The organism is Bacillus cereus group sp. MYBK222-1 (genome assembly GCF_051916425.1).
GTDB classification, from domain to species: Bacteria; Bacillota; Bacilli; order Bacillales; family Bacillaceae_G; genus Bacillus_A; species Bacillus_A paranthracis.
Genome location: NZ_JBQAGP010000001.1, coordinates 2,184,271 through 2,210,409, shown reverse-complemented (window position 1 = coordinate 2,210,409; position 26,139 = coordinate 2,184,271). Strand labels below are relative to the sequence as shown.

The window sequence follows — 26,139 nt, the reverse complement described above, 5'->3', positions numbered from 1 at the left end:
GAGTAAAACAGGAAAACAGGGGAGGATGGGACCATGAATATCCATGAGTACCAAGGTAAGGCAGTCCTTAGAAGCTATGGGGTTAGCGTTCCGAACGGGAAGGTTGCATTTACAGTAGAAGAAGCTGTAGAAGCGGCGAAAGAATTAGGAACGGATGTATGTGTAGTGAAAGCACAAATTCACGCTGGTGGACGCGGCAAAGCTGGCGGAGTAAAAGTTGCAAAAAATTTAGATGAAGTTCGTACATATGCAGAGAGCATTTTAGGAACTACACTTGTGACACATCAAACAGGTCCTGAAGGTAAGGAAGTAAAACGCTTACTTATCGAAGAAGGTTGCGATATTAAAAAAGAATATTATGTAGGTCTTGTTTTAGACCGTGCAACTTCTCAAGTTGTTTTAATGGCTTCTGAAGAAGGCGGAACAGAAATTGAAGAAGTAGCAGAAAAAACACCTGAAAAAATCTTTAAAGAATATATTGATCCAGCAGTAGGCTTACAAGGCTTCCAAGCACGCCGAATTGCATTTAACATCAATATTCCAAAAGAGCTTGTAGGACAAGCTGTGAAGTTTATGATGGGCTTATACCGTGCTTTTATCGAAAAAGATTGCTCTATCGCAGAGATTAACCCACTTGTTACAACAGGTGATGGTAAAGTTATGGCATTAGATGCGAAATTAAACTTTGATTCTAATGCTTTATATCGCCATAAGGATATTTTAGAACTTCGTGACCTTGATGAAGAAGATGCAAAAGAAATCGAAGCTTCTAAATATGACTTAAACTACATTCCTTTAGATGGAAATATCGGTTGTATGGTTAATGGTGCAGGTTTAGCGATGGCTACGATGGATATCATTAAACATTACCATGGCGATCCAGCTAACTTTTTAGATGTTGGTGGCGGTGCGACAGCTGAAAAGGTTACAGAAGCATTCAAAATTATCCTTTCTGACAAAAATGTAAAAGGTATCTTCGTTAACATTTTTGGTGGCATTATGAAGTGTGATGTTATTGCAGAAGGTGTTATTGAAGCAACGAAACAAGTAGGTCTTGAATTGCCTTTAGTTGTACGTCTTGAAGGTACAAACGTAGAGTTAGGTAAGAAAATTTTAAATGAGTCTGGCTTAAATATTGTTGCAGCAGAATCTATGGCAGACGGTGCACAAAAAATTGTTTCACTAGTGGGCTAATAGAAAGCGGGGGAGAAAAATGAGCGTATTAGTTAATAAAGATACAAAAGTTATTGTTCAAGGTATTACAGGTTCTCAAGGGTTATTCCACACAAAGCAAATGATAGAATACGGTACGAAAATTGTCGGTGGTGTAACGCCAGGTAAAGGTGGCACTGATATTGAAGGTGTACCAGTATTTGATACTGTAGAAGATGCAGTGAAAGCAACAGGCGCAAACGCTTCAGTTGTATACGTTCCACCCGCTTTTGCGGCTGATGCAATTATGGAAGCAGTTGATGCAGAAATTGATTTAGTAGTATGTATTACTGAAGGAATTCCTGTATTAGATATGGTAAATGTAAAGAGATATATGGCTGGTAAACATACACGTTTACTTGGACCGAACTGCCCAGGTGTTATCACACCTGATGAATGTAAAATTGGTATTATGCCAGGGTACATTCATAAAAAAGGTCATGTAGGTATCGTATCTCGCTCTGGTACATTAACGTATGAGGCTGTACATCAGTTAACACAAGAAGGTATTGGTCAATCTACGGCTGTAGGTATCGGCGGAGACCCTGTTAACGGTACAGACTTTATTGATGCGTTAAAAGCATTTAATGAAGATGAAGAAACACATGCTGTAATTATGATTGGTGAAATCGGTGGTACAGCGGAAGAAGAGGCAGCTGAATGGGTGAAAGCTAATATGACAAAACCGGTTGTAGGCTTCATTGGCGGCCAAACAGCGCCTGCTGGCAAACGTATGGGTCATGCTGGTGCAATCATTTCTGGCGGTAAAGGAACTGCTGCAGAAAAGATTAAAACGATGGAAGCTTGTGGTATTAAAGTAGCGGAAACTCCAGCAGTTATGGGTGAAACGCTAATCTCTGTCTTAAAAGAAAAAGGTCTATTTGAGACTTGTAAAAACTACTAATCTGTTGAAAGACACCTTCTTGCTTGAAGGTGTCTTTTTACAAACTTCTTGTTAACATAATAAAAATTATGGGTAAGGAGAATTGGGATGAAAAGAGAACGATTATTACATCTTCATTACTTGTTAGCAGACCATTGGAAGGCGATAGAGAGGCTATTACATGTCGATCCAGAATTGAAGGAAATATACAATTTTAATGCAAAACAAATTGAATGTTACACTGGAATATCCTCGAAAAAATCTTCAGAATTAGTAAATTTTCTTCAAAGTTCAAATCTCCCACAATATATATCTTATTTAGAGAAAAATCGATTCTTTTATATGACAATATGGGATGAAGATTATCCAAAATTATTACGTGAAATACAAGATCCTCCCTTTGTATTATATGGAAAAGGAGAAAAAGATTTTCTCGATAAAGTGAATAAATTAGCGGTTGTTGGAACGAGAGAGCCGACTTTATATGGATATGAAAGTTTGAAATTTATTTTACATCCATTATTAGAAAAAGAATGGCTTATTGTCAGTGGATTTGCAAGAGGGATAGATGCGATGTCTCATGAAATTACAGTAAGACGGCATTGCCCAACAATTGCGATACTAGGACATGGATTATCGTATATATATCCAAGAGAGAATCGATATTTATATGAAGTGTGGAATGAATATATATTGTTATTAACAGAGTATCCTCCGCACTATGCACCGAAAAAATGGTATTTTCCAAAAAGGAATCGAATTATTAGTGGCATAAGTAAAGGTGTTTTAGTTGTAGAAGCGAAATCAAGAAGTGGAACACTTATTACCGCAGACCTTGCTCTAGAGCAAAATAGAGAGGTATTTGCACTGCCTGGACCTATATTTATAGATAGTGCATCAGGAACAAATCATCTCATTCAACAAGGAGCGAAACTAGTAAGAAATGCAGAAGATATACTGGAAGAGATTTTAAATTAACCTTATATTTTTATGTTTTTATTAAACAATTATTGACAAATGGTAGATAGGCACTGTATGGTATATTCATTCTTGATTGACAAAAACAAGAGAAATCAATAAGATTAATGAAGACTTGAATCCACCTCTTAAGGAGGCACTAGCATGTCAGATTACCTCGTAATCGTGGAGTCGCCTTCTAAGGCGAAGACCATTGAGAAATATTTAGGGAAAAAATACAAAGTTGTCGCGTCTATGGGACACGTTCGCGATTTACCTAAAAGCCAAATGGGGATAGAAGTAAAGAACAACTTCACCCCGAAGTATATTACCATTCGTGGTAAAGGTCCCGTCTTAAAAGACTTAAAATCAGCAGCAAAAAAAGCAAAGAAAGTCTATCTCGCGGCCGATCCAGACCGCGAAGGGGAAGCTATTGCTTGGCATTTAGCCAATACGTTAAATGTGGACGTTGAATCAGATTGCCGAGTTGTGTTTAATGAGATTACAAAAGATGCAATAAAAGAATCATTCAAACATCCTCGCGCGATTAACATGAATTTAGTAGATGCACAACAAGCAAGACGTATACTAGATCGTCTTGTTGGTTACAATATTAGTCCTTTATTATGGAAGAAAGTAAAAAAAGGATTAAGTGCAGGACGCGTACAATCTGTAGCAGTTCGTTTAATTATCGAACGTGAAAGAGAAATACAAAGTTTCGAGCCTGAAGAATTCTGGACAATTAAGACAGAATTTGTGAAAGGGAAAGACACATTTGAAGCAAGCTTTTACGGTGTAGATGGTGAAAAAGTTCAATTAACGAATGAAACACAAGTGAATGAAATAATTGAACGGCTGAAAGATAATGCGTTCTCAGTTGAAAATGTAACGAGAAAAGAGCGAAAACGTAATCCAGCATTACCATTTACAACATCTTCCTTGCAACAAGAGGCGGCGCGTAAGTTAAACATGCGAGCAAAGAAAACGATGATGCTTGCGCAGCAATTGTATGAAGGAATTGATCTTGGAAAACAAGGAACTGTAGGTCTTATTACGTATATGAGAACTGATTCAACACGTATCTCAGAAACAGCTCAAACAGAGGCACGTACGTACATTACTGAGGCGTTTGGTACGGAATACATAGGAACAGAAAAGAAGAAAGAAACGAAGAAGTCGAACGCACAAGATGCGCATGAGGCAATTCGTCCTACTTCGGTAATGAGAAAGCCAGAGGAACTAAAGAGTTTCTTAAGTCGTGACCAACTTCGATTGTATAAATTGATTTGGGAGCGATTTGTTGCAAGTCAAATGGCGTCTGCTATAATGGATACTGTGACAGCGAGACTCATTAATAATAATGTTCAGTTCCGTTCAAGTGGATCGGTTGTAAAGTTCCCAGGATTTATGAAAGTGTATGTAGAGTCGAAAGATGATGGGGCTGAAGAAAAGGATAAGATGTTGCCACCTTTAGAAGTAGGGGAAACCGTATTTTCGAAGGATTTAGAACCGAAGCAACACTTTACACAACCTCCGCCGCGCTATACAGAGGCTCGTTTAGTAAGAACACTTGAAGAGCTTGGAATTGGAAGACCGTCGACTTACGTACCGACACTTGAAACGATTCAAAAACGTGGATATGTAGGTTTGGATAATAAACGCTTCGTTCCAACTGAACTAGGTGAAATAGTAATTGAACTTATTTTAGAGTTTTTCCCGGAAATTATTAACATTGAATTTACTGCTAACATGGAGCAAAGCCTCGATGAAGTAGAAGAAGGAAATGCGAATTGGGTAAAAATTGTTGATGATTTCTACGTAGGATTTGAACCGCGTTTAGAAAAAGCGGAAAAAGAAATGCGTGAAGTGGAAATTAAAGATGAACCAGCTGGGGAAGATTGTGAATTATGTAATCACCCAATGGTCTTTAAAATGGGTAAATATGGGAAATTTATGGCTTGCTCGAATTTCCCAGATTGTCGTAATACAAAACCGATTGTGAAAGAAATCGGTGTTACTTGTCCGAAATGTGATAAAGGTCAAATTATTGAACGTCGTAGTAATAAAAAGAAACGTCTTTTCTATGGGTGCGGTACGTATCCAGAGTGTGACTTTGTATCTTGGGATAAGCCGATTGGCCGTAAATGTCCGAAGTGTGAAGGTATGCTAGTAGAGAAGAAGTTGAAAAAAGGCGTACAAGTACAATGTATTTCGTGTGATTATGAAGAAGAACAACAAATGTGAGCGTAACTGCTCACATTTTTTTCGGGAAGAAAAGGAAAGGTGATAAATATATGACAACACAAGTAGTAAACGTCATTGGCGCAGGTCTTGCAGGAAGTGAAGCAGCTTACCAAATTGCAAAACGTGGTGTCCAAGTAAGATTATACGAAATGAGACCGGTAAGGCAAACGCCAGCTCATCACACAGATAAATTTGCAGAATTAGTATGTAGTAACTCGCTTCGCGCAAACACATTAACAAATGCTGTTGGTGTTATTAAAGAAGAAATGCGTTTAATGGATTCTGTTATTATTCGTGCAGCTGATGAGTGTTCTGTACCAGCAGGAGGGGCTTTAGCGGTAGATCGTCATGAATTTGCAGCAAAAGTAACGGAATATGTGAAAAATCATCCGAACGTAACTGTGGTGAATGAAGAAATCACTGAAATTCCAGAAGGTCCTACTGTTATTGCGACAGGTCCACTTACGTCGCCTGATCTTTCTGCGCAATTAAAAGAATTAACGGGTGAAGACTACTTTTATTTCTATGATGCAGCAGCACCGATTGTTGAGAAAGACAGCATTGATATGAATAAAGTGTATTTAAAATCTCGTTACGATAAAGGTGAAGCGGCATATTTAAACTGTCCAATGACGGAAGAGGAATTTGACCGTTTTTACGAGGCTTTAATCGCTGCTGAAACAGTACCTTTAAAAGAATTTGAAAAAGAAATTTTCTTTGAAGGTTGTATGCCGGTAGAAGTTATGGCAAGTAGAGGAAGACAAACACTAGTATTTGGACCGATGAAACCTGTTGGATTAGAAGATCCAAAAACAGGGAAAACGCCATATGCTGTTGTTCAGTTACGTCAAGATGATGCAGCGGGGACGTTATACAATATCGTAGGTTTCCAAACGCATTTAAAATGGGGACCGCAAAAAGAAGTGTTACAGTTGATTCCGGGACTGGAAAACGCAGAGATTGTACGTTATGGTGTAATGCATCGTAATACGTTTATTAATTCACCTAACTTACTTCGTCCAACATACCAATATAAACAACGTGATGATTTATTCTTCGCTGGTCAAATGACTGGAGTAGAGGGGTATGTTGAATCGGCGGCTTCAGGATTGCTAGCAGGTATCAACGCTGCTCGACTTGTAAAAGGTGAAGAGCCGGTTGTATTGCCACCTGTAACTGCAATGGGAAGTATGGCGAATTATATTACTGCGACAAACGCGAAAAACTTCCAGCCAATGAATGCAAACTTCGGTCTGTTTGCACCGTTAGAGAAGAAAATTAAGAAAAAAGCAGAACGTAATGAAGCCTATGCAGCACGCGCTTTAGAAACGATTCGAAATTTTGTAAATATTTAGTTAAATTTCTTGCAAAGGCTACTAAGTTGTGATACGATTTAGTAGCCTTTATTGAGGTGAATTGTGTGAATGTGAAGAAATTGTTACAATTATTCGTTGGATATTTACAAATTGAAAGAAATTATTCAAAATATACAATTGCAAGTTATCAAAATGATTTAGAACATTTTGTGCAATTTATGGAGCGAGAAGGCATATCCTCTTTTTTAGATATTACATACGCGGATGTTCGTTTGTACTTAACGACGTTGCACGATGAAAAGTTAGCCCGTAAATCTGTCGCAAGAAAAGTATCAAGCTTACGAAGTTTATATCGTTTTTTGATGCGTGAAGGTTATCGGAAGGATAATCCGTTTGCACTTGCGTCACTCCCCAAAAAAGAATTGTCAATCCCAAAGTTTTTATATGCTGAAGAATTAGAGGAATTATTTGAAGTTTCTGATACGGAAACCCCGTTAGGTCAAAGGAATCAAGCTTTATTAGAGTTGATGTATGCGACCGGGATCCGTGTGAGTGAATGTGTCAATTTACAACTTACCGATATTGACTTTGCGGTGGGAACAATTTTAGTAATGGGAAAAGGAAAAAAACAAAGGTATATTCCGTTCGGGAGCTATGCACAAGATGCTTTAATTACTTATATAGAGAACGGGAGAAAACAGTTAGCCAAGAAAACTGAAGAACAATCTCATATGGTATTTTTAAATGCGAAAGGCACGCCGCTGACAAGTCGAGGAGTACGCTATGTATTAAATGAACTCATTAAGAAAGCTTCACTGACAATGCGTATAAGTCCTCATATGTTAAGGCATACATTTGCTACACATATGTTAGATGAAGGGGCAGATTTACGTACTGTACAGGAGCTACTCGGTCATGAAAATTTGTCTACGACACAAATTTATACGCATGTCTCTAAAGAAAGATTGCGTTCTGTCTACATGAAGCATCACCCACGGGCATAAATTGCTTTTAAAGCTATAAAAACATATAAAGGAGTTTTTTCTATGGGAAATTTCCACGCTACAACGATATTTGCAGTTCATCATAATGGAGAATGTGCAATGGCTGGAGATGGCCAGGTGACAATGGGAAATGCTGTTGTAATGAAACATACAGCTCGTAAGGTTCGTAAACTTTTTCAAGGGAAAGTTTTAGCTGGTTTTGCAGGTTCAGTTGCTGATGCATTTACTCTTTTTGAAATGTTTGAAGGGAAATTAGAAGAGTATAATGGAAACTTGCAGCGTGCTGCTGTTGAGATGGCGAAGCAATGGCGCGGTGACAAAATGTTACGTCAGCTAGAAGCGATGCTCATTGTCATGGATAAAACAACGATGCTCCTTGTTTCAGGTACGGGAGAAGTGATTGAACCGGATGATGGTATTTTAGCAATTGGATCTGGCGGAAATTATGCGCTTTCAGCAGGTCGTGCTTTAAAACAATATGCAAGTGAACATTTAACAGCGAAGCAAATTGCGAAAGCGAGTTTAGACATTGCAGGCGATATTTGTGTGTATACAAACCACAATATAATTGTGGAAGAATTGTAGAATCGTAAGGGAGGCATTTTATATGCATTTACATTTTACTCCGCGTCAAATTGTGGAAAAATTAGATCAATACATTATCGGTCAAAAGGATGCGAAGAAAGCGGTTGCTGTAGCTTTAAGAAATCGATACCGCCGAAGTAAATTAGCTGAAAATCTACGTGATGAAATTGCACCTAAAAATATTTTAATGATTGGACCGACAGGTGTTGGTAAAACAGAGGTAGCACGACGAATGGCGAAACTCGTTGGAGCACCTTTTATTAAGGTTGAAGCTACGAAATTTACAGAAGTTGGATATGTAGGTAGAGATGTAGAATCGATGGTACGTGACCTTGTGGAAACGTCAGTTCGCATTGTGAAAGAAGAAATGGTAGTAAAAGTACAAGACAAAGCAGAAGAACAAGCGAACCAACGTCTTGTTGAAATTTTAGTGCCGAGTCCGGAGAAGCAATCTGGATTTAAAAACCCATTAGAAATGCTATTTGGTGGCGCTCAAAATTCGAACCAAACAACAGATTCACAGGAAGATGTTGAAATCGAAAAGAAACGTCAAGATGTGGAAAGAAAGCTTGCTGCAGGACTTCTTGAAGATGAAATTGTATCGATTGAAGTGACTGAACAACAGTCTTCCATGTTCGATATGCTGCAAGGAACTGGCATGGAACAAATGGGGATGAATTTTCAAGATGCATTAGGAAGTTTTATGCCGAAAAAAACAAAAAAACGTAAACTTTCTGTAAAAGAAGCAAGAAAAGTCTTGACAAATGAGGAAGCACAGCGCTTAATTGATATGGATGAAGTTACACAAGAGGCTGTTTATCGTGCTGAACAGCTCGGGATTATTTTTATCGATGAAATTGACAAAATTGCTGGTAAGCAGTCGAATAGTGTAGATGTATCACGTGAAGGTGTGCAACGTGACATTTTACCAATTGTAGAAGGATCAAATGTTGCGACAAAATACGGATCAGTAAAAACGGATTATATTTTATTCGTTGCAGCTGGAGCGTTTCATATGTCTAAACCGTCAGATTTGATTCCGGAATTACAAGGGAGATTTCCGATTCGAGTAGAATTAACAAAATTATCGACGGATGATTTTGTTAAAATATTAATCGAGCCTGATAATGCGTTAATTAAACAATATATTGCTTTATTAGCGACTGAAGGTATAGAAATTGAATTTTCAGACGAAGCTATTCGTAAGATTGCTGAGATTGCTTATCAAGTTAATCAGGATACAGATAATATTGGAGCAAGAAGACTTCATACGATTATGGAGAAGCTCCTTGAAGATTTATCGTTTGAAGCATCTGAAATTACGTTAGAGAAAATAACGATAACGCCTCAATACGTTGAGGAAAAATTAGCAACGATTGCTAAAAATAAAGATGTGAGCCAGTTTATTTTGTAATAGTGTCATCAGGTGACTCGCCCTAGTTTCCAAGTGATGAAAAAATATGTGAGTAACATGTAGGAGGAACTTTTGAAATGGAATTATTAGCAAAAACAAGAAAATTAAATGCGTTATTACAGAGCGCAGCAGGAAAGCCTGTAAACTTTAGAGAAATGTCTGACACAATGTGTGAAGTAATCGAAGCGAACGTATTCGTAGTAAGCCGTCGTGGTAAATTACTAGGTTATGCAATTCACCAACAAATCGAGAATGAGCGTATGAAACAAATGCTTGCAGAGCGTCAATTCCCAGAAGAGTATACACAAAGCTTATTCAACATTACAGAAACATCTTCAAACTTAGATGTAAACAGTGCTTACACAGCATTCCCAGTAGAAAATAAAGAATTATTTGGTCAAGGCTTAACTACAATCGTACCGATCGTTGGTGGCGGTGAGCGTCTAGGTACATTAGTTTTAGCTCGTCTTGGTCAAGAGTTCTTAGATGATGATTTAATTCTTGCTGAGTACAGCTCAACTGTTGTAGGTATGGAAATTTTACGTGAAAAAGCAGAAGAAATTGAAGAAGAAGCACGTAGCAAAGCTGTTGTTCAAATGGCGATCAGCTCATTATCTTACAGTGAGTTAGAAGCAATCGAGCACATCTTCGAAGAATTAAACGGAACAGAAGGTTTACTTGTTGCAAGTAAAATTGCTGACCGCGTAGGAATCACTCGTTCGGTAATCGTAAATGCACTTCGTAAATTAGAAAGTGCTGGTGTAATTGAGTCGCGTTCTTTAGGTATGAAAGGAACATACATTAAAGTACTAAACGACAAATTCTTACATGAACTTGCTAAATTAAAAACAAACTAATTTATAAAACTCTTCTCATTTTTTGAGGAGAGTTTTTTGTATAACAGATTGATGTTGTTCGTACATAGCGTCATAATCGCATTTTTTTGAAAGGCCATGAATTGCATTTCACTTTTTTTGCTTAAAAGAAATGTAGGTTGGTAATACTAGAATTCGAGTATGAACAAAGAAAGTTTTACATTGTTCGCATTTTCGACTTGATTGTAATATTTCAGTATGATATAGTAAGCAGTGGTGTCAGTACAAAGTACACACGTTTACTGATTTAAGTGTTGGTGCTACGTTTGTAGTTTCGCTTAGAGATGAAGTAAACGGAGGATATCAAAAACCATTTAGGAGGAACTATATTATGTCAGTAATTTCTATGAAGCAATTGCTTGAAGCTGGTGTTCATTTCGGACATCAAACTCGTCGTTGGAACCCAAAAATGAAGCGTTACATTTTCACAGAGCGTAACGGTATCTACATCATCGACTTACAAAAAACTGTGAAAAAAGTTGAGGAAGCTTTCAAAGTTATGCGTGACATCGCTGCTGAAGGCGGAGACATCTTATTCGTAGGTACTAAAAAACAAGCACAAGAAGCTATTAAAGAAGAAGCAACTCGTGCTGGTATGTACTTCGTTAACCAACGTTGGTTAGGTGGAACTTTAACTAACTTCCAAACAATCCAAAAGCGTATCAAGCGTCTTAAAGACATCGAAAGAATGCAAGAAGATGGTACTTTCGAAGTACTACCTAAGAAAGAAGTTGTTCAACTTAAAAAAGAGTTAGAGCGTCTTGAGAAATTCTTAGGCGGTATTAAAGATATGAAAGGTCTTCCAAGTGCATTATTCGTAGTAGACCCTCGTAAAGAGCGTATTGCAGTTGCTGAAGCACGCAAATTACACATTCCAATCATCGGTATCGTTGATACAAACTGTGATCCAGACGAAATCGATCACGTTATCCCAGCGAACGATGATGCAATTCGTGCTGTAAAACTTCTTACATCTAAAATGGCAGACGCGATCCTTGAAGCAAAACAAGGTGAAGAAACTGTTACTGCGTAACAAAGTTGGAAAGGTGATAAGGGGTTCGGCCTTTTATCACCTTTTTTAAGGTATAAACACCTTTATAAAAGGTATAAATACATATTTTAGGAGGATGAAAAGTATGGCAATCACTGCACAAATGGTAAAAGAATTACGTGAAAAAACTGGCGCAGGTATGATGGACTGCAAAAAAGCTTTAACAGAAACTAACGGCGACATGGAGAAGGCAATTGACTTCTTACGTGAAAAAGGTATCGCGAAAGCTGCTAAAAAAGCAGACCGCATCGCTGCTGAAGGTTTAACTTTCATCGAAACAAACGGTAACGACGGTTTAATCTTAGAATTAAACTCTGAAACTGATTTCGTTGCGAAAAACGAAGGTTTCCAAACATTAATTAAAGAATTAGCTGCTCACCTATTAGCTAAGAAGCCTGCTAACGTTGAAGAAGCTATGGCTCAAACAATGGAAAACGGTAAAAAAGTTGAAGAGCACATCAACGAAGCAATCGCTAAAATTGGTGAAAAGCTTACACTTCGTCGTTTCGAAATCGTATCAAAAACTGATGCAGATGCATTCGGTGCTTACCTACACATGGGTGGACGCATTGGTGTTCTAACAGTTCTTGAAGGTTCTACTGATGAAGCGGCTGCTAAAGACGTAGCAATGCACATCGCTGCAGTTAACCCAAAATACATCGATCGTGATGCTGTAACAGCTGAAGAAGTTGAGCATGAGCGTCAAGTATTAACACAACAAGCATTAAACGAAGGCAAGCCTGAAAAAATCGTTGCAAAAATGGTTGAAGGCCGTCTAGGCAAATTCTTCGAAGAGATTTGCTTACTTGACCAAGCATTCGTTAAAAACCCTGATATGAAAGTTCGTCAATTCGTTGAGTCTAAAGGCGCAACATTAAAAGGATTCGTTCGCTACGCTGTTGGTGAAGGTATCGAAAAACGCGAAGACAACTTTGCTGAAGAAGTAATGAACCAAGTAAAAGGTAGTAACTAATACAGATTAGGGAACACATTGTGTTCCCTTTTTTAAAATAAAGATGTAAGCAATTGGAGGTTCATTATGAGTAAACCGAAATATAATCGTGTCGTTTTAAAGCTGAGTGGAGAAGCTTTAGCTGGCGAGCAAGGATTTGGAATCAACCCAGCTGTTATTAAGTCAGTTGCGGAACAAGTGAAAGAAATTGCAGAACTAGATGTAGAGGTTGCTGTTGTTGTTGGCGGCGGTAACATTTGGCGTGGAAAAATTGGAAGTGAGATGGGCATGGATCGTGCAGGAGCGGATTACATGGGCATGTTAGCGACAGTTATGAATTCATTAGCTCTTCAAGATAGCTTGGAGAACATCGGAATTCAAACTCGCGTACAAACTTCAATTGAAATGCGTCAAGTGGCAGAGCCTTACATTCGTCGTAAAGCAGTTCGTCACTTAGAGAAAAAACGTGTTGTTATCTTTGCAGCAGGTACTGGTAACCCATACTTCTCTACAGATACAACGGCAGCATTACGTGCAGCGGAAATTGAAGCTGACGTAATTTTAATGGCGAAAAACAATGTGGATGGCGTATATAATGCAGATCCATCTATTGACCCAACAGCTACGAAATACGAAACACTTACTTACTTAGATGTATTAAAAGAAGGTTTAGGTGTAATGGATTCTACAGCTTCTTCTCTATGTATGGATAATGATATTCCATTAATTGTATTCTCAGTTATGGAAAAAGGGAATATTAAACGTGCCGTGTTAGGCGAAAATATCGGAACAGTTGTAAGGGGGAAATAAATATGGGACAACAAGTATTGAAGTCTGCAAATGAAAAAATGGAAAAAGCGGTTGCTGCTTATTCACGCGAATTAGCAACAGTTCGCGCTGGTCGTGCAAACGCGTCTGTATTAGATAAAGTACAAGTTGATTACTATGGTGCACCAACACCAGTTGTGCAATTAGCGAACATTACAGTTCCAGAAGCACGTTTACTTGTAATTCAACCGTATGATAAAACTTCTATCGGTGATATCGAAAAAGCAATTTTAAAAGCAGATTTAGGCTTAAACCCTTCTAATGATGGAACTGTAATTCGTATTGCATTCCCTGCATTAACAGAAGAGCGTCGTCGTGATCTTGTAAAAGTTGTGAAAAAATATGCTGAAGAAGCAAAAGTTGCTGTTCGTAACGTACGTCGTGACGGTAACGATGATCTTAAGAAGCTTGAAAAAGCTGGCGAGATTACAGAAGACGATTTAAGAGGATATACTGAAGATATCCAAAAAGAAACAGATAAATATATTGCAAAAGTTGACGAAATCGCAAAAAACAAAGAAAAAGAAATCATGGAAGTGTAATAGCGATACTTTCGCAAATATGACCCTCTTCTTAAGGGGGTCTTTTTACACTTTTAGGCATACGTCTGCTTGTTGGAGGGTATGAATGATGTTTAAAAACTTTCCTTTTTTTAAAGGTAAAAAGGACACATCGTTTGATCATCTCGTTGAAGAAGTGAAAAAAGGATACATCCCAGAACATATTGCCATTATTATGGATGGTAATGGAAGGTGGGCAAAGAGGAGAGCGATGCCTCGTATTGCGGGACATCATGAAGGCATGCAAGTTGTAAAGAAAATCACAAAATTTGCAAGCAAACTTAATGTGAAAGTATTAACTCTTTATGCTTTTTCAACTGAGAACTGGAAAAGACCAAAAAAGGAAGTTGATTATTTAATGAAGCTTCCAGAAGAATTTTTAGGTACATTTTTACCAGAATTGATTGAAGAGAACGTACAAGTCCGTGTAATAGGGCAACAAGATCGTCTTCCTACGCATACACGCAGAGCGATGGAGAAGGCCATGGAAGAGACGAAAGAGAATACGGGATTAATTCTGAATTTCGCGTTAAACTATGGAAGTCGAGATGAAATCGTTTCTGCTGTGCAACATATGATGAAAGATAGTGAGGAAGGAAAAGTTCGTGTTGAAGATGTAAGCGAAGAAATGCTTTCTTCCTACCTAATGACGAGTTCTTTACCTGACCCAGAATTGTTAATCCGTACGAGCGGAGAGCTACGTATTAGTAATTTCATGTTATGGCAAATTGCATATTCGGAATTTTGGTTTACAGATGTGTATTGGCCAGATTTTACCGAGGAACATTTGCTAAATGCGATTACAGACTTTCAGCATAGAGGGCGCAGATTCGGAGGCGTGTAGAAAGAGAGGGTTTGGTAGTGAAACAGAGAATTATTACTGGAGTGGTTGCTGCCGCGCTATTCATTCCCATCGTAATTTACGGTGGCGTGCCTTTTACGGTTTTAGTGTATGCACTTGCTTCTATAGGTTTATATGAATTAATTCGTATGAATAAGCTTACGCTTATTTCAGTACCAACAGTTTTAGCTGCAGTATTATTATGGATTATTTTAATTCCAAGTAGTGCATCAGAACTGTTTACTTGGATTGGATTAGGTAAATTAGAAATCACATTTGTGATTGTTCTATTACTTTTATCATATACAGTCCTTTCTAAGAATACATTTACTTTTGATAATGCTTCATTTTTACTAATGGCGACAACATATGTTGCAATGGGATTCTTATATTTGAATGAAACGAGAATTTTAGGAATTAAATATGTGTTTTGCGCATTATTTGTTATATGGGCTACTGATTCAGGTGCATATTTCGTAGGAAAAGCATTAGGAAAAAGAAAATTATGGCCAGAAATTAGTCCAAATAAAACGATTGAAGGTTCATTAGGCGGCATCGTTTGTGGAATTATTGTGGCGCTTGTTTACAACATGTTCTTCCCAGTGGAATCGAATGTAGTAATTTTAATTGTGCTGACAATTATCATTTCTATTTTTGGACAAATTGGTGATTTAGTACAATCTGCATTTAAACGTCATTATGGCGTAAAAGATTCAGGTACAATTTTACCTGGACATGGTGGTATATTAGATCGAACAGATAGTTGGTTATTCGTTTTACCAATTCTCTACTTCTTATTACAATACAATTAATAAATGAACGAGGGGTTGGAGTCATGAAAAACATTAGTTTATTAGGTGCAAGCGGATCAATTGGTACACAAACTTTAGATGTATTACGCTCGCACCCAGACCAATTCCGTCTCGTTGCTTTTTCTGTAGGGAAAAATATTGACTACGCAGTAAAGGTCATTCAAGAATTTTCTCCGCAAATTGTCTCTGTGCAAAGAGAGGAAGATGTTTTAAAATTACAAGCTGTCTCTGGTAATACAAAAATTGTATATGGTAGTGAAGGACTTTTAGAAGTAGCATTACATCCAGATGCGGAGATAGTAGTAAATGCTGTTGTAGGTAGCGTAGGGTTGTTACCGACACTTCGTGCAATTGAGGCGAAAAAAACAATTGGAATTGCAAACAAAGAAACGTTAGTAACTGCAGGGCATCTTGTAATGGAAGCAGCGCGAAAACATAATGTTTCGTTACTTCCAGTAGACAGTGAACATTCAGCTATTTTTCAATGCTTGAATGGTGAAAATGAAAAAAGAATTTCTCGACTAATTATAACGGCTTCTGGTGGAAGTTTCCGTGATAAAACGAGAGATGAATTGCATCATGTGACCGTAGAAGATGCGCTTCGACATCCAAACTGGTCAATGGGTTCGAAAATTACAATTGATTCTGCTACAATGATGAATAAGGGGCTAGAAGTAATTGAAGCACATTGGCTTTTCGGTATCCCTTATGAGCAAATCGATGTTGTTTTACATAAAGAAAGTATTATTCATTCTATGGTTGAATTTGAAGATCGTAGTGTGATGGCACAGCTTGGCTCACCTGATATGCGAGTGCCAATTCAATACGCACTTACATATCCTGATCGATTGCCTCTTTCAGACACAAAGCAGTTAAATTTATGGGAAATGGGTACATTGCATTTTGAGAAAATGAATCAAGAACGTTTCCGTTGCTTGCGCTTTGCGTATGAAGCTGGAAAAACAGGTGGAAGTATGCCAGCTGTAATGAATGCAGCGAATGAAGTAGCTGTTGAAGCTTTTTTACAAAAGAGAATTGGTTTCTTAACAGTGGAAGACCTCATTGAAAAAGCAATGAACCATCACAATGTCATTGCACGTCCAAGCTTAGAGGAAATTCTGGAAATTGATGCAACCACAAGACGGTTTGTGATGGAACAAATTTAGCAAAGGTGGTATGGAATTGAATACAGCGATTGCCTTTATATTAATTTTCGGTGCACTCGTATTTTTCCATGAGCTAGGGCATCTATATTTCGCAAAACGAGCAGGTATTTTATGCCGTGAGTTTGCGATTGGTTTTGGTCCGAAAATATTCTCATTTGAAAAGAATGAAACGGTGTATACGATTCGATTACTGCCCCTTGGCGGCTATGTAAGAATGGCTGGCGAGGATGCAGATACAGTTGAGTTAAAGCCAGGGAAAAAGGTTGGCCTTGTATTAAACGAAAAAGACGAAGTTGTAAAATTAGTTTTTGATGGATATGAAAAGTATCCAAATGTTCGCGTTATTGAAGTCGAACAATCTGATTTAGAGCATAATTTAACAATTTCGGGTTATGAAGAGTACGAGGAAGAGCTTCAAACATTCCGAGTGAATGAGAAGGCTCGTATTATTACTGCCGGTGAAGAAATTCAAATTGCTCCGTATAATAGACAGTTTGGCTCTAAGAAATTAGGTCAACGTGCTTTAACGATCTTTGCGGGTCCTGCAATGAACTTCATTTTAGCATTTGTTATTTTTGTGATTCTTGGATTTGTACAAGGTGTTCCTGTTGACAAACCAATGGTCGGAAAAGTGATGGAGAATAGTGCAGCAGAGCAAGCTGGATTAAAAGAAAATGATACAATTCAAGCTATTGATGGGAAAAACACAAGTACATGGAAAGATGTTGTTACCATTGTACGTGAAAACCCGAATAAAGAACTTACGTTACAAGTAAAGCGTGATAGTGAACAGTTTAATGTGAAAGTAACGCCAACGCTTGATAAAGAAGGTAAAGAAGAAATTGGTAGAATTGGTGTTTACACTCCAGTAGAGAAAACAGTAATGGGTTCGATTAAATCAGGTTTTGAACAAACATATTATTGGACGAAACTAATTTTTGAATCTCTTGTGAAATTAGTAACGGGTCAATTCTCTATTAATGAGTTGTCAGGTCCAGTAGGAATTTATAATCTTACAGATCAAGTGGTAGATTATGGATTTACGCGTGTATTAAATTTAGCAGCCGTTTTAAGTATTAACCTTGGTTTATTTAATTTACTACCAGTTCCTGCTTTAGACGGTGGACGTTTGTTCTTCTTCTTAATTGAGGCATTGCGCGGGAAACCAATTGATCGCCAAAAAGAAGGAATGGTTCACTTTATTGGTTTTGCATTATTAATGTTACTTATGTTAGTTGTAACTTGGAATGACATTCGTAAGTTTTTCTTGTAAAATAAAGTGAAACTTATAATGAAATAGAGCTCGTAGAATAAAATCCCTCACCTAACTCGAGGTGAGGGGTTTTCCTGCGTGTAAGAGTAAAATGAAGAGGTGCGAATAGATGAAACAAAGTATGGTATTCAGTCCTACATTACGTGAAGTTCCAGCTGATGCGGAGATTAAGAGTCATCAGTTATTACTTCGTGCAGGTTTTATGCGTCAAAATGCTTCTGGTATTTATAGTTTTCTACCATTTGGATTAAAAGTACTACACAAAGTAGAACGTATCGTTCGAGAAGAAATGGAGCGCGCAGGTGCTGTAGAATTATTAATGCCAGCGATGCAAGCTGCAGAATTATGGCAAGAGTCAGGTCGTTGGTATTCTTACGGATCTGAATTAATGCGTATGAAAGATCGTAACGCTCGTGAATTTGCATTAGGAGCGACACATGAAGAAGTAATTACGGATCTTGTACGTGATGAAGTAAAGTCATATAAAAAATTACCGTTAACATTATATCAAATTCAAACAAAATTCCGTGATGAACAAAGACCTCGTTTCGGTTTATTACGTGGAAGAGAGTTTCTAATGAAAGATGCATACTCTTTCCATGCTACGCAAGAGAGCTTAGATGAAGTGTACGATCGCTTATACAAAGCATACTCTAACATCTTTGCTCGTTGTGGCTTGAATTTCCGTGCGGTTATTGCTGATTCTGGAGCAATGGGTGGAAAAGATACACATGAATTTATGGTATTATCTGATGTTGGTGAAGATACAATTGCATACTCTGATACATCTGATTATGCAGCGAACATCGAAATGGCTCCTGTTGTAGCTACGTATACGAAGAGTGACGAAGCAGAAAAAGAGCTTGAAAAAGTAGCAACACCAGACCAAAAAGCAATTGAAGAAGTATCTGCATTCTTAAACATCGAAGCTGAAAAGTGCATTAAGTCTATGGTATTTAAAGTAGATGAGAAATTAGTAGTTGTACTTGTTCGTGGTGATCATGAAGTAAACGATGTAAAAGTGAAAAATGTATACGGTGCTTCCGTTGTTGAGCTTGCCTCTCATGAAGAAGTAAAAGAATTATTAAATTGTGAAGTTGGTTCATTAGGTCCAATTGGTGTAACAGGTGATATCGAAATTATTGCTGATCACGCTGTAGCATCAATTGTCAACGGATGTTCAGGAGCGAACGAAGAAGGATTCCATTATGTAAATGTAAATCCAGAACGTGACTTTAAAGTAAGTCAATATACGGATTTACGATTCATTCAAGAAGGAGACCAATCTCCAGACGGAAACGGAACAATTCTTTTCGCACGCGGAATTGAAGTTGGTCATGTATTTAAATTAGGAACTCGTTATAGTGAAGCAATGAACGCAACATTCCTAGATGAAAACGGAAAAACACAACCACTTATTATGGGTTGTTACGGCATTGGTGTGTCTCGTACAGTGGCAGCAATTGCAGAGCAGTTTAATGATGAGAACGGTTTAGTTTGGCCAAAAGCTGTTGCACCGTTCCATGTGCATGTAATTCCAGTAAATATGAAATCTGATGCACAACGTGAAATGGGTGAAAATATCTACAACTCATTACAAGAGCAAGGATATGAAGTATTACTAGATGATCGTGCAGAACGTGCAGGTGTTAAATTTGCTGATGCTGATTTATTCGGCCTTCCAGTTCGCGTGACAGTTGGTAAAAAAGCAGACGAAGGTATTGTAGAAGTGAAAGTACGTGCTACAGGTGAGTCTGAAGAAGTAAAAGTAGAAGAACTTCAAACATATATTGCTAATATTTTAAAATAGGAAGAGGTACCTCGTAATGAGGTACCTTCTCTTTCTTTGTAAACGTATTTTGTAAAAGAAGAAGGGAGAAATCTTTCTTTGTAGTACGTTTCAATTTATAATAGCAAATGGAAGGAGAGTGCTTATGTCTTTAACAAATGAACAAAAAGAGCGATTTCAAATTTTGCTCCAGCAGTTGCAAATACCAGACGACCTTATAAATCAATATTTACAAGGCGGTGGTATTGAAAGGCTCGTTATCGATAAAGCGAATAAAAGTTGGCATTTTAATTTACAAGTGCCACGTATTTTGCCTACAGAATTATATGAATTGCTAGAAACAAAGCTTAAGCAATCATTTTCTCATATTGCAAGAACAACATTTGCATTAGAAACAGAGAACAAACAATTTACTGAAGAAGAAGTGAGGGCGTATTGGCCACTTTGTACGGAACGAATTACATTTTCACCTATGTTTGCCTATTTAAAGAAGCAGCTTCCGCAGGTCAATGGAGTGAAGTTACTTATAAATGTGAATAATGAGCTGGAATCTACTGCTTTAAAGAAAAACGTTGCGAAACCAGTAGGGGATCAATACGAGGCTTTTGGATTCCCGCGTTTCCAGTTAGACACACATATACAGCAAAATACAGAAGAAATGCAAAAGTTTCGTGAGCAAACGCAGCAAGAAGACCGCGAGCGTGTTATACAAGCTATGGAAGAAATGGCAAAGAAGCAAGCTGAAGAAAGCAGCGTTGTGCATGAAGGACCGATTACACTTGGGTATCTTATTAAGCCAGATGAAGAGATTACACCGATGCGAGAAATTCAAGATGAAGAAAGAAGAAAAACAGTTCAAGGATATGTCTTCCATGTGGAAACAAAAGAACTTCGTAGTGGACGTACGTTATTAACTTTAAAAATAACGGATTATACAGATTCTATTATGATCAAAATGTTCTCACGTGATAAAGAAGATATTCCAATGCTACAATCCTTGAAAAAAGGAATGTGGGTGAAGGCTCGTGGTTCTGTTCAAAATGATACATTTGTTCGAGATTTAGTAATGATTGCAAATGATATTAATGAAATAACAGGACCGTCTCGTAAAGATAAAGCACCAGAAGGCGAAAAACGAGTAGAGCTCCATCTTCACACGCCAATGAGTCAAATGGATGCTGTTACTCCAGTTTCTAAGCTTGTTGCTCAAGCTGGTAAATGGGGGCATGAGGCTATTGCCATTACAGACCATGCTGTTGCACAGTCATTCCCAGAAGCATATTCAGCTGGGAAAAAAGCCGGAATTAAAGTTATATATGGTGTGGAAGCAAACTTAGTGAATGACGGTGTACCAATAGCGTATAACGAAGCGCATCGTTTACTTGCAGAGGAAACGTATGTTGTTTTCGACGTTGAGACGACAGGTTTATCAGCTGTATATGATACAGTTATTGAGTTAGCTGCTGTAAAAGTAAAAGGCGGCGAAATTATTGACCGCTTTGAATCTTTTGCAAATCCGCACCAACCATTATCGGCAACGATCATTGAATTAACAGGTATTACAGATGATATGTTAACCGACGCACCAGAAGTGGACGAAGTGTTTAAAAAGTTTGAAGAATGGATGGGCGACCATACACTTGTTGCTCATAACGCAAGCTTCGATATGGGCTTTATTAACGTAGGATTTAAAAAAGCTGGTTTAGAAAAAACAAAAAATCCAGTAATAGATACGTTAGAGCTTGCACGATTCTTATTCCCAGAAATGAAAAATCACCGTTTAAATACGTTGTGTAAAAAGATGGACATTGAATTAACTCAGCATCACCGTGCGATTTATGATACAGAAGCAACGGGATACTTACTAGTGAAAATGTTAAAAGATGTAATTGAAAAAGGTTTTGAATATCACGATCAATTAAACGATAGTATGGGACAAGGGGATGCATATAAGCGCGGGCGTCCAAGTCATATGACATTACTTGCTACATCGGATGTTGGATTGAAAAATTTATATAAACTTGTTTCATATTCTCATTTAAATTACTTTTACCGTGTACCACGAGTACCAAGATCACTATTAAAAAAGTATCGTGAAGGTATTTTAGTAGGAACGGCTTGTGATAAAGGTGAAGTGTTTGAGGCGATGATGCAAAAAGCTCCTGAAGAGGTAGAAGAAATTGCGCAGTTCTACGATTACATTGAAGTAATGCCACCAGAAGTGTTACGTCATTTAGTAGAGCGTGAACTCGTTCGAGATGAGGGACAATTAAAAACAATTATTTCTAACTTAGTAAAACTAGGTGAGACGTTAGATAAACCAGTTGTGGCTACAGGAAACGTGCATTACTTAAATCCAGAAGATGCAATGTATCGTAAAATTTTAGTAAGTTCACAGGGTGGAGCGAATCCGTTAAACCGACATTCATTACCACCTGTACATTTCCGTACAACGGATGAAATGTTAGAGTGTTTCTCATTTTTAGGTGAAGACGTAGCGAAAGAAATAGTCGTAACGAATACACAAAAGATTGCATCATTAATTGGTGATGTTCATCCAGTAAAAGATGATCTATATACACCGAAAATTGAAGGTGCAGATGATGAAACGCGTGATATGAGTTATAAAATGGCGCGTAGCATTTATGGTGAAGAGTTACCTGAAATTGTAGAAGCGCGTTTAGAAAAAGAATTAAAAAGTATCATCGGGCATGGATTCGCCGTAATTTATTTAATTTCACATAAGCTTGTGAAAAAATCGTTAGTAGACGGATATCTAGTAGGTTCGCGTGGATCGGTAGGTTCATCATTCGTTGCAACGATGATGGAAATTACAGAAGTAAATCCATTACCACCACACTATGTATGTCCGAAATGTAAGCAATCAGAATTCTTTAATGATGGTTCTGTAGGTTCTGGTTTTGACTTACCGGATAAAGAATGTCCAACTTGTAATATTCCATATGTAAAAGATGGACATGACATTCCGTTCGAAACGTTCCTTGGATTTAAAGGAGATAAGGTACCCGATATCGATTTGAATTTCTCCGGGGAATACCAACCACGTGCCCATAACTATACGAAAGTACTATTCGGTGAAGATTATGTATATCGTGCAGGAACGATTGGTACAGTTGCGGAAAAAACTGCTTATGGATATGTAAAAGGTTATGCAAATGATCATAACTTAACAATTCGAAATGCAGAAATTGACCGCTTAGTAGCAGGATGTACCGGTGTAAAACGTACAACAGGGCAGCATCCAGGTGGTATTATCGTTGTGCCAGATTATATGGACATTTTTGATTTCTCACCAATACAGTATCCAGCAGATTCAATAGGTGCTGAGTGGAGAACAACACACTTTGACTTCCACTCTATTCATGATAATTTACTGAAGCTTGATATACTAGGACACGATGATCCGACAGTTATTCGTATGTTACAAGATTTAAGTGGTATTGATCCAAAAACAATCCCAACGGACGATCCAGAAGTAATGAAAATTTTCTCAGGGCCAGAATCGTTAGGCGTAACGGAAGAACAAATTAACTGTAAAACAGGTACACTTGGTATACCAGAGTTTGGTACGAAATTCGTAAGACAGATGTTAGAAGAGACGAAACCGACGACGTTCTCAGAGTTAGTCCAAATTTCTGGATTATCACATGGTACGGACGTATGGCTTGGTAATGCAAACGAGTTAATTTATAACGGTACATGTACGCTGAGTGAAGTTATCGGTTGTCGTGATGACATCATGGTATATTTAATCTATCAAGGTTTAGACCCATCATTAGCCTTCAAAATCATGGAGTCAGTACGTAAAGGTAAAGGTGTACCAGAAGAATGGGAAGAGGACATGAAAAGTAATAATGTACCAGGTTGGTATATTGATTCATGTAAGAAGATTAAGTACATGTTCCCGAAAGCCCATGCGGCTGCTTACGTACTTATGGCTGTGCGTATCGCATACTTTAAAGTACATTTCGCGCTTTTATTCTATGCGGCATACTTTACGGTTCGTGCAGATGACTTTGACGTAGAAGCGATGGCAAAAGGTTCAGCATCTATACGTGCAAGAATTGATGAAATTGCGCAAAAAGGTTTAGATGCAGCACCGAAAGAGAAGAGTTTATTGACTGTACTAGAAATGACACTTGAAATGTGTGAGCGTGGATACTCATTCCAAAAGGTGGATTTATATCGCTCACATGCAACAGACTTTATTATTGATGGAGACTCATTAATCCCTCCATTTAATGCGGTGCCTGGTCTTGGTACAAACGCAGCTTTAAGTATTGTGGAAGCACGCAAAAATGGAGAATTCTTATCAAAAGAAGACTTGCAGCAGCGTAGTAAGGTTTCGAAAACAATTATTGAGTATTTAGATAGTCAAGGTTGTTTAGGTGATTTGCCGGATCAAAACCAGTTATCGCTGTTCTGATAGGTAGGAAAAGTCTTTGCAAATCAACATTTGGTATGGTATACTATTAACCGAGATAACCATGTCATGTATATTGTGTGAAAAGAAGAGTGGGGAAACCCACTCTTTCGTGTTACTATCTACATTTTATTGATGTGGAGAGGTAAGAAATTTCTGTCGTATATACATATTTTGTTACAAGTTTTACTTCTTAAATTTGGTAATACTAAGACAGATATTCCCTGCTTAACGGCAGGGGCTTTTGTTAGCTAACGAGAAAGAATAAGATAGACCGTTCTATGGACGGGGTCTTTTCTTGTGAATGGTACATGGCGGCAGGAAGGAGGCTGTTTATGGATAAGAAAGTCACAGAAGTTGTAGAAGCATTTGCGCAGCCAATTGTTGAAGAGTTAAATCTTGAACTTGTAGATGTAGAGTATGTGAAAGAAGGACAAGACTGGTTCTTACGCGTATTCATCGATTCTGAAAAGGGAGTCGACATTGAAGAATGCGGTGCGGTGAGTGAACGTTTAAGCGAAGCTTTAGATAAAGAGGATCCAATTCCTCATCTTTACTTTTTGGATGTGTCATCTCCTGGAGCAGAACGTCCATTAAAGAAAGAGAAAGACTTCCAGCAAGCGGTAGGAAAACAAGTGGCAATTAAAACATATGAGCCGATTGATGGTGAAAAGATGTTTGAAGGAAAAATGCTTTCCTACGATGGTACTACAATTACACTATTATTAACAATTAAAACACGTAAAAAAGAAATCCAAATTCCAATGGACAAAGTTGCAAATGCGCGACTTGCTGTTACGTTTTAGTTAGAAGGGGGATCTTCATGAGCACTGAGTTGTTAGATGCCTTGCTCGTATTAGAGTCAGAAAAAGGAATTAGCAAAGATATTATTATTGATGCGATTGAAGCAGCGTTAATCTCTGCTTATAAACGCAATTTTAACCAAGCACAAAACGTTCGTGTGAGCTTTAACCCACAAGTGGGAACAATCCAAGTTTTAGCACGTAAAGACGTTGTTGATAATGTGTTTGATCCACGTCTTGAAATTTCTGTTGAAGAAGCAAGACAAATTAATCCAAACTATCAAGATGGTGACGTACTAGAAATTGAAGTAACACCAAAAGATTTCGGTCGTATTGCAGCACAAACTGCAAAACAAGTTGTAACACAACGAGTGCGTGAAGCTGAGCGTGGTGTTATTTACTCTGAGTTTAGTGACCGTGAAGAAGATATCATGGTTGGTATCGTACAACGTCAAGATGCTCGTTTCATCTATGTAAGCTTAGGAAAAGTAGAAGCTTTATTACCTGTAAGTGAGCAAATGCCAAACGAACAATACAAACCACATGATCGTATTCGCGTATTCATTACGAAAGTAGAAAAAACAACAAAAGGACCACAAATTTACGTATCACGTACACATCCTGGTCTTTTAAAACGTTTATTCGAAATGGAAGTTCCTGAAATCTATGATGGAACGGTTGAAATTCGTTCTGTAGCACGTGAGGCAGGAGATCGTTCTAAAATCTCTGTACATGCAGAGAACATTGATGTGGATCCAGTAGGTTCTTGTGTAGGACCGAAAGGACAACGTGTACAACGCATTGTAGACGAACTAAAAGGTGAAAAGATTGACATCGTTCGCTGGTCAAATGATCCAGTAGAATATGTTGCCAATGCTTTAAGCCCATCACAAGTTGTGAAAGTACTTGTAGATGAAGAAGAAAAAGCAACAACAGTTGTTGTTCCAGACCACCAACTGTCATTAGCTATCGGTAAACGTGGACAAAATGCACGTCTTGCAGCTAAATTAACAGGTTGGAAAATTGATATTAAGAGTGAGTCTGATGCGAAACAACTTGGTATTGTAACAGAAGAAGATAGCGTAGTCGCATTCGGATTCGATTCTGTTGAAGACGAAATCGAATAGAGG

At 37.9% G+C, this 26,139-nt stretch carries 21 protein-coding genes; all 21 read left to right on the top strand.

What is annotated here, in order from left to right:
- Window positions 1-33 precede the first annotated feature (33 nt).
- The 21 genes from sucC to nusA all read left to right on the top strand — a co-directional run bounded on the left by sucC (window position 34) and on the right by nusA (window position 26,136).
- Entirely contained in the window at window positions 34-1,194 is a 1,161-nt protein-coding gene (sucC, locus tag ACTFR9_RS11270; protein WP_001020785.1) for an ADP-forming succinate--CoA ligase subunit beta, read from the top strand.
- Window positions 1,195-1,213: 19 nt separating this feature from the next.
- Complete coding sequence (gene sucD / locus ACTFR9_RS11265) at window positions 1,214-2,116, top strand: succinate--CoA ligase subunit alpha (protein WP_000115178.1); 903 nt, start codon at window positions 1,214-1,216, stop codon at window positions 2,114-2,116.
- Between the two features lie 87 nt (window positions 2,117-2,203).
- Window positions 2,204-3,073 (top strand): DNA-processing protein DprA, encoded by an 870-nt coding sequence (dprA, locus tag ACTFR9_RS11260; RefSeq protein WP_000818026.1) that lies wholly within the window; start codon window positions 2,204-2,206, stop codon window positions 3,071-3,073.
- A gap of 144 nt (window positions 3,074-3,217) precedes the next feature.
- On the top strand, window positions 3,218-5,296 hold the full coding sequence (topA, locus tag ACTFR9_RS11255; RefSeq protein WP_001286973.1) for a type I DNA topoisomerase: 2,079 nt from the start codon (window positions 3,218-3,220) through the stop codon (window positions 5,294-5,296).
- A 50-nt stretch (window positions 5,297-5,346) separates the two neighbouring features.
- Window positions 5,347-6,651, top strand: a complete 1,305-nt coding sequence (trmFO, locus tag ACTFR9_RS11250) for an FADH(2)-oxidizing methylenetetrahydrofolate--tRNA-(uracil(54)-C(5))-methyltransferase TrmFO (RefSeq protein WP_001998091.1) — start codon at window positions 5,347-5,349, stop codon at window positions 6,649-6,651.
- Window positions 6,652-6,716: 65 nt separating this feature from the next.
- On the top strand, window positions 6,717-7,616 hold the full coding sequence (gene xerC, locus ACTFR9_RS11245) for a tyrosine recombinase XerC (RefSeq protein ID WP_001101228.1): 900 nt from the start codon (window positions 6,717-6,719) through the stop codon (window positions 7,614-7,616).
- Window positions 7,617-7,658: 42 nt separating this feature from the next.
- The gene (hslV, locus tag ACTFR9_RS11240) at window positions 7,659-8,201 is read left to right on the top strand and encodes an ATP-dependent protease proteolytic subunit HslV (RefSeq protein ID WP_000526271.1); all 543 of its coding nucleotides are present in this window, start codon (window positions 7,659-7,661) and stop codon (window positions 8,199-8,201) included.
- 22 nt (window positions 8,202-8,223) lie between these two features.
- Window positions 8,224-9,615, top strand: coding sequence for an ATP-dependent protease ATPase subunit HslU (hslU, locus tag ACTFR9_RS11235; RefSeq protein ID WP_000550081.1), 1,392 nt, complete (start codon window positions 8,224-8,226; stop codon window positions 9,613-9,615).
- A gap of 77 nt (window positions 9,616-9,692) precedes the next feature.
- On the top strand, window positions 9,693-10,472 hold the full coding sequence (codY, locus tag ACTFR9_RS11230; RefSeq protein ID WP_000421288.1) for a GTP-sensing pleiotropic transcriptional regulator CodY: 780 nt from the start codon (window positions 9,693-9,695) through the stop codon (window positions 10,470-10,472).
- A gap of 349 nt (window positions 10,473-10,821) precedes the next feature.
- Complete coding sequence (gene rpsB, locus ACTFR9_RS11225) at window positions 10,822-11,523, top strand: 30S ribosomal protein S2 (RefSeq protein WP_000111483.1); 702 nt, start codon at window positions 10,822-10,824, stop codon at window positions 11,521-11,523.
- Between the two features lie 103 nt (window positions 11,524-11,626).
- Window positions 11,627-12,514 (top strand): translation elongation factor Ts, encoded by an 888-nt coding sequence (gene tsf, locus ACTFR9_RS11220; RefSeq protein WP_001018580.1) that lies wholly within the window; start codon window positions 11,627-11,629, stop codon window positions 12,512-12,514.
- A gap of 66 nt (window positions 12,515-12,580) precedes the next feature.
- Window positions 12,581-13,303 carry a UMP kinase gene (gene pyrH, locus ACTFR9_RS11215; protein ID WP_000042663.1) on the top strand — a complete coding sequence of 241 codons (723 nt, stop codon included), beginning with the start codon at window positions 12,581-12,583 and terminating at the stop codon, window positions 13,301-13,303.
- A 2-nt stretch (window positions 13,304-13,305) separates the two neighbouring features.
- Window positions 13,306-13,863, top strand: coding sequence for a ribosome recycling factor (gene frr / locus ACTFR9_RS11210; RefSeq protein WP_000531500.1), 558 nt, complete (start codon window positions 13,306-13,308; stop codon window positions 13,861-13,863).
- A gap of 85 nt (window positions 13,864-13,948) precedes the next feature.
- Window positions 13,949-14,725 carry an isoprenyl transferase gene (gene uppS, locus ACTFR9_RS11205; protein ID WP_000971301.1) on the top strand — a complete coding sequence of 259 codons (777 nt, stop codon included), beginning with the start codon at window positions 13,949-13,951 and terminating at the stop codon, window positions 14,723-14,725.
- Between the two features lie 17 nt (window positions 14,726-14,742).
- Entirely contained in the window at window positions 14,743-15,534 is a 792-nt protein-coding gene (gene cdsA, locus ACTFR9_RS11200) for a phosphatidate cytidylyltransferase (protein WP_000813584.1), read from the top strand.
- Between the two features lie 23 nt (window positions 15,535-15,557).
- Window positions 15,558-16,700, top strand: a complete 1,143-nt coding sequence (gene dxr, locus ACTFR9_RS11195) for a 1-deoxy-D-xylulose-5-phosphate reductoisomerase (RefSeq protein WP_000790363.1) — start codon at window positions 15,558-15,560, stop codon at window positions 16,698-16,700.
- 16 nt (window positions 16,701-16,716) lie between these two features.
- Window positions 16,717-17,973 (top strand): RIP metalloprotease RseP, encoded by a 1,257-nt coding sequence (gene rseP / locus ACTFR9_RS11190; protein WP_001090249.1) that lies wholly within the window; start codon window positions 16,717-16,719, stop codon window positions 17,971-17,973.
- Between the two features lie 109 nt (window positions 17,974-18,082).
- Window positions 18,083-19,783: a proline--tRNA ligase gene (locus ACTFR9_RS11185; protein ID WP_000814314.1), complete on the top strand. Its 1,701-nt coding sequence runs from the start codon at window positions 18,083-18,085 to the stop codon at window positions 19,781-19,783.
- 124 nt (window positions 19,784-19,907) lie between these two features.
- The gene (locus ACTFR9_RS11180) at window positions 19,908-24,209 is read left to right on the top strand and encodes a PolC-type DNA polymerase III (protein WP_000059980.1); all 4,302 of its coding nucleotides are present in this window, start codon (window positions 19,908-19,910) and stop codon (window positions 24,207-24,209) included.
- 332 nt (window positions 24,210-24,541) lie between these two features.
- Window positions 24,542-25,012, top strand: a complete 471-nt coding sequence (rimP, locus tag ACTFR9_RS11175) for a ribosome maturation factor RimP (RefSeq protein WP_000359097.1) — start codon at window positions 24,542-24,544, stop codon at window positions 25,010-25,012.
- 17 nt (window positions 25,013-25,029) lie between these two features.
- Window positions 25,030-26,136, top strand: coding sequence for a transcription termination factor NusA (gene nusA / locus ACTFR9_RS11170; protein ID WP_000102609.1), 1,107 nt, complete (start codon window positions 25,030-25,032; stop codon window positions 26,134-26,136).
- Window positions 26,137-26,139 lie beyond the last annotated feature (3 nt).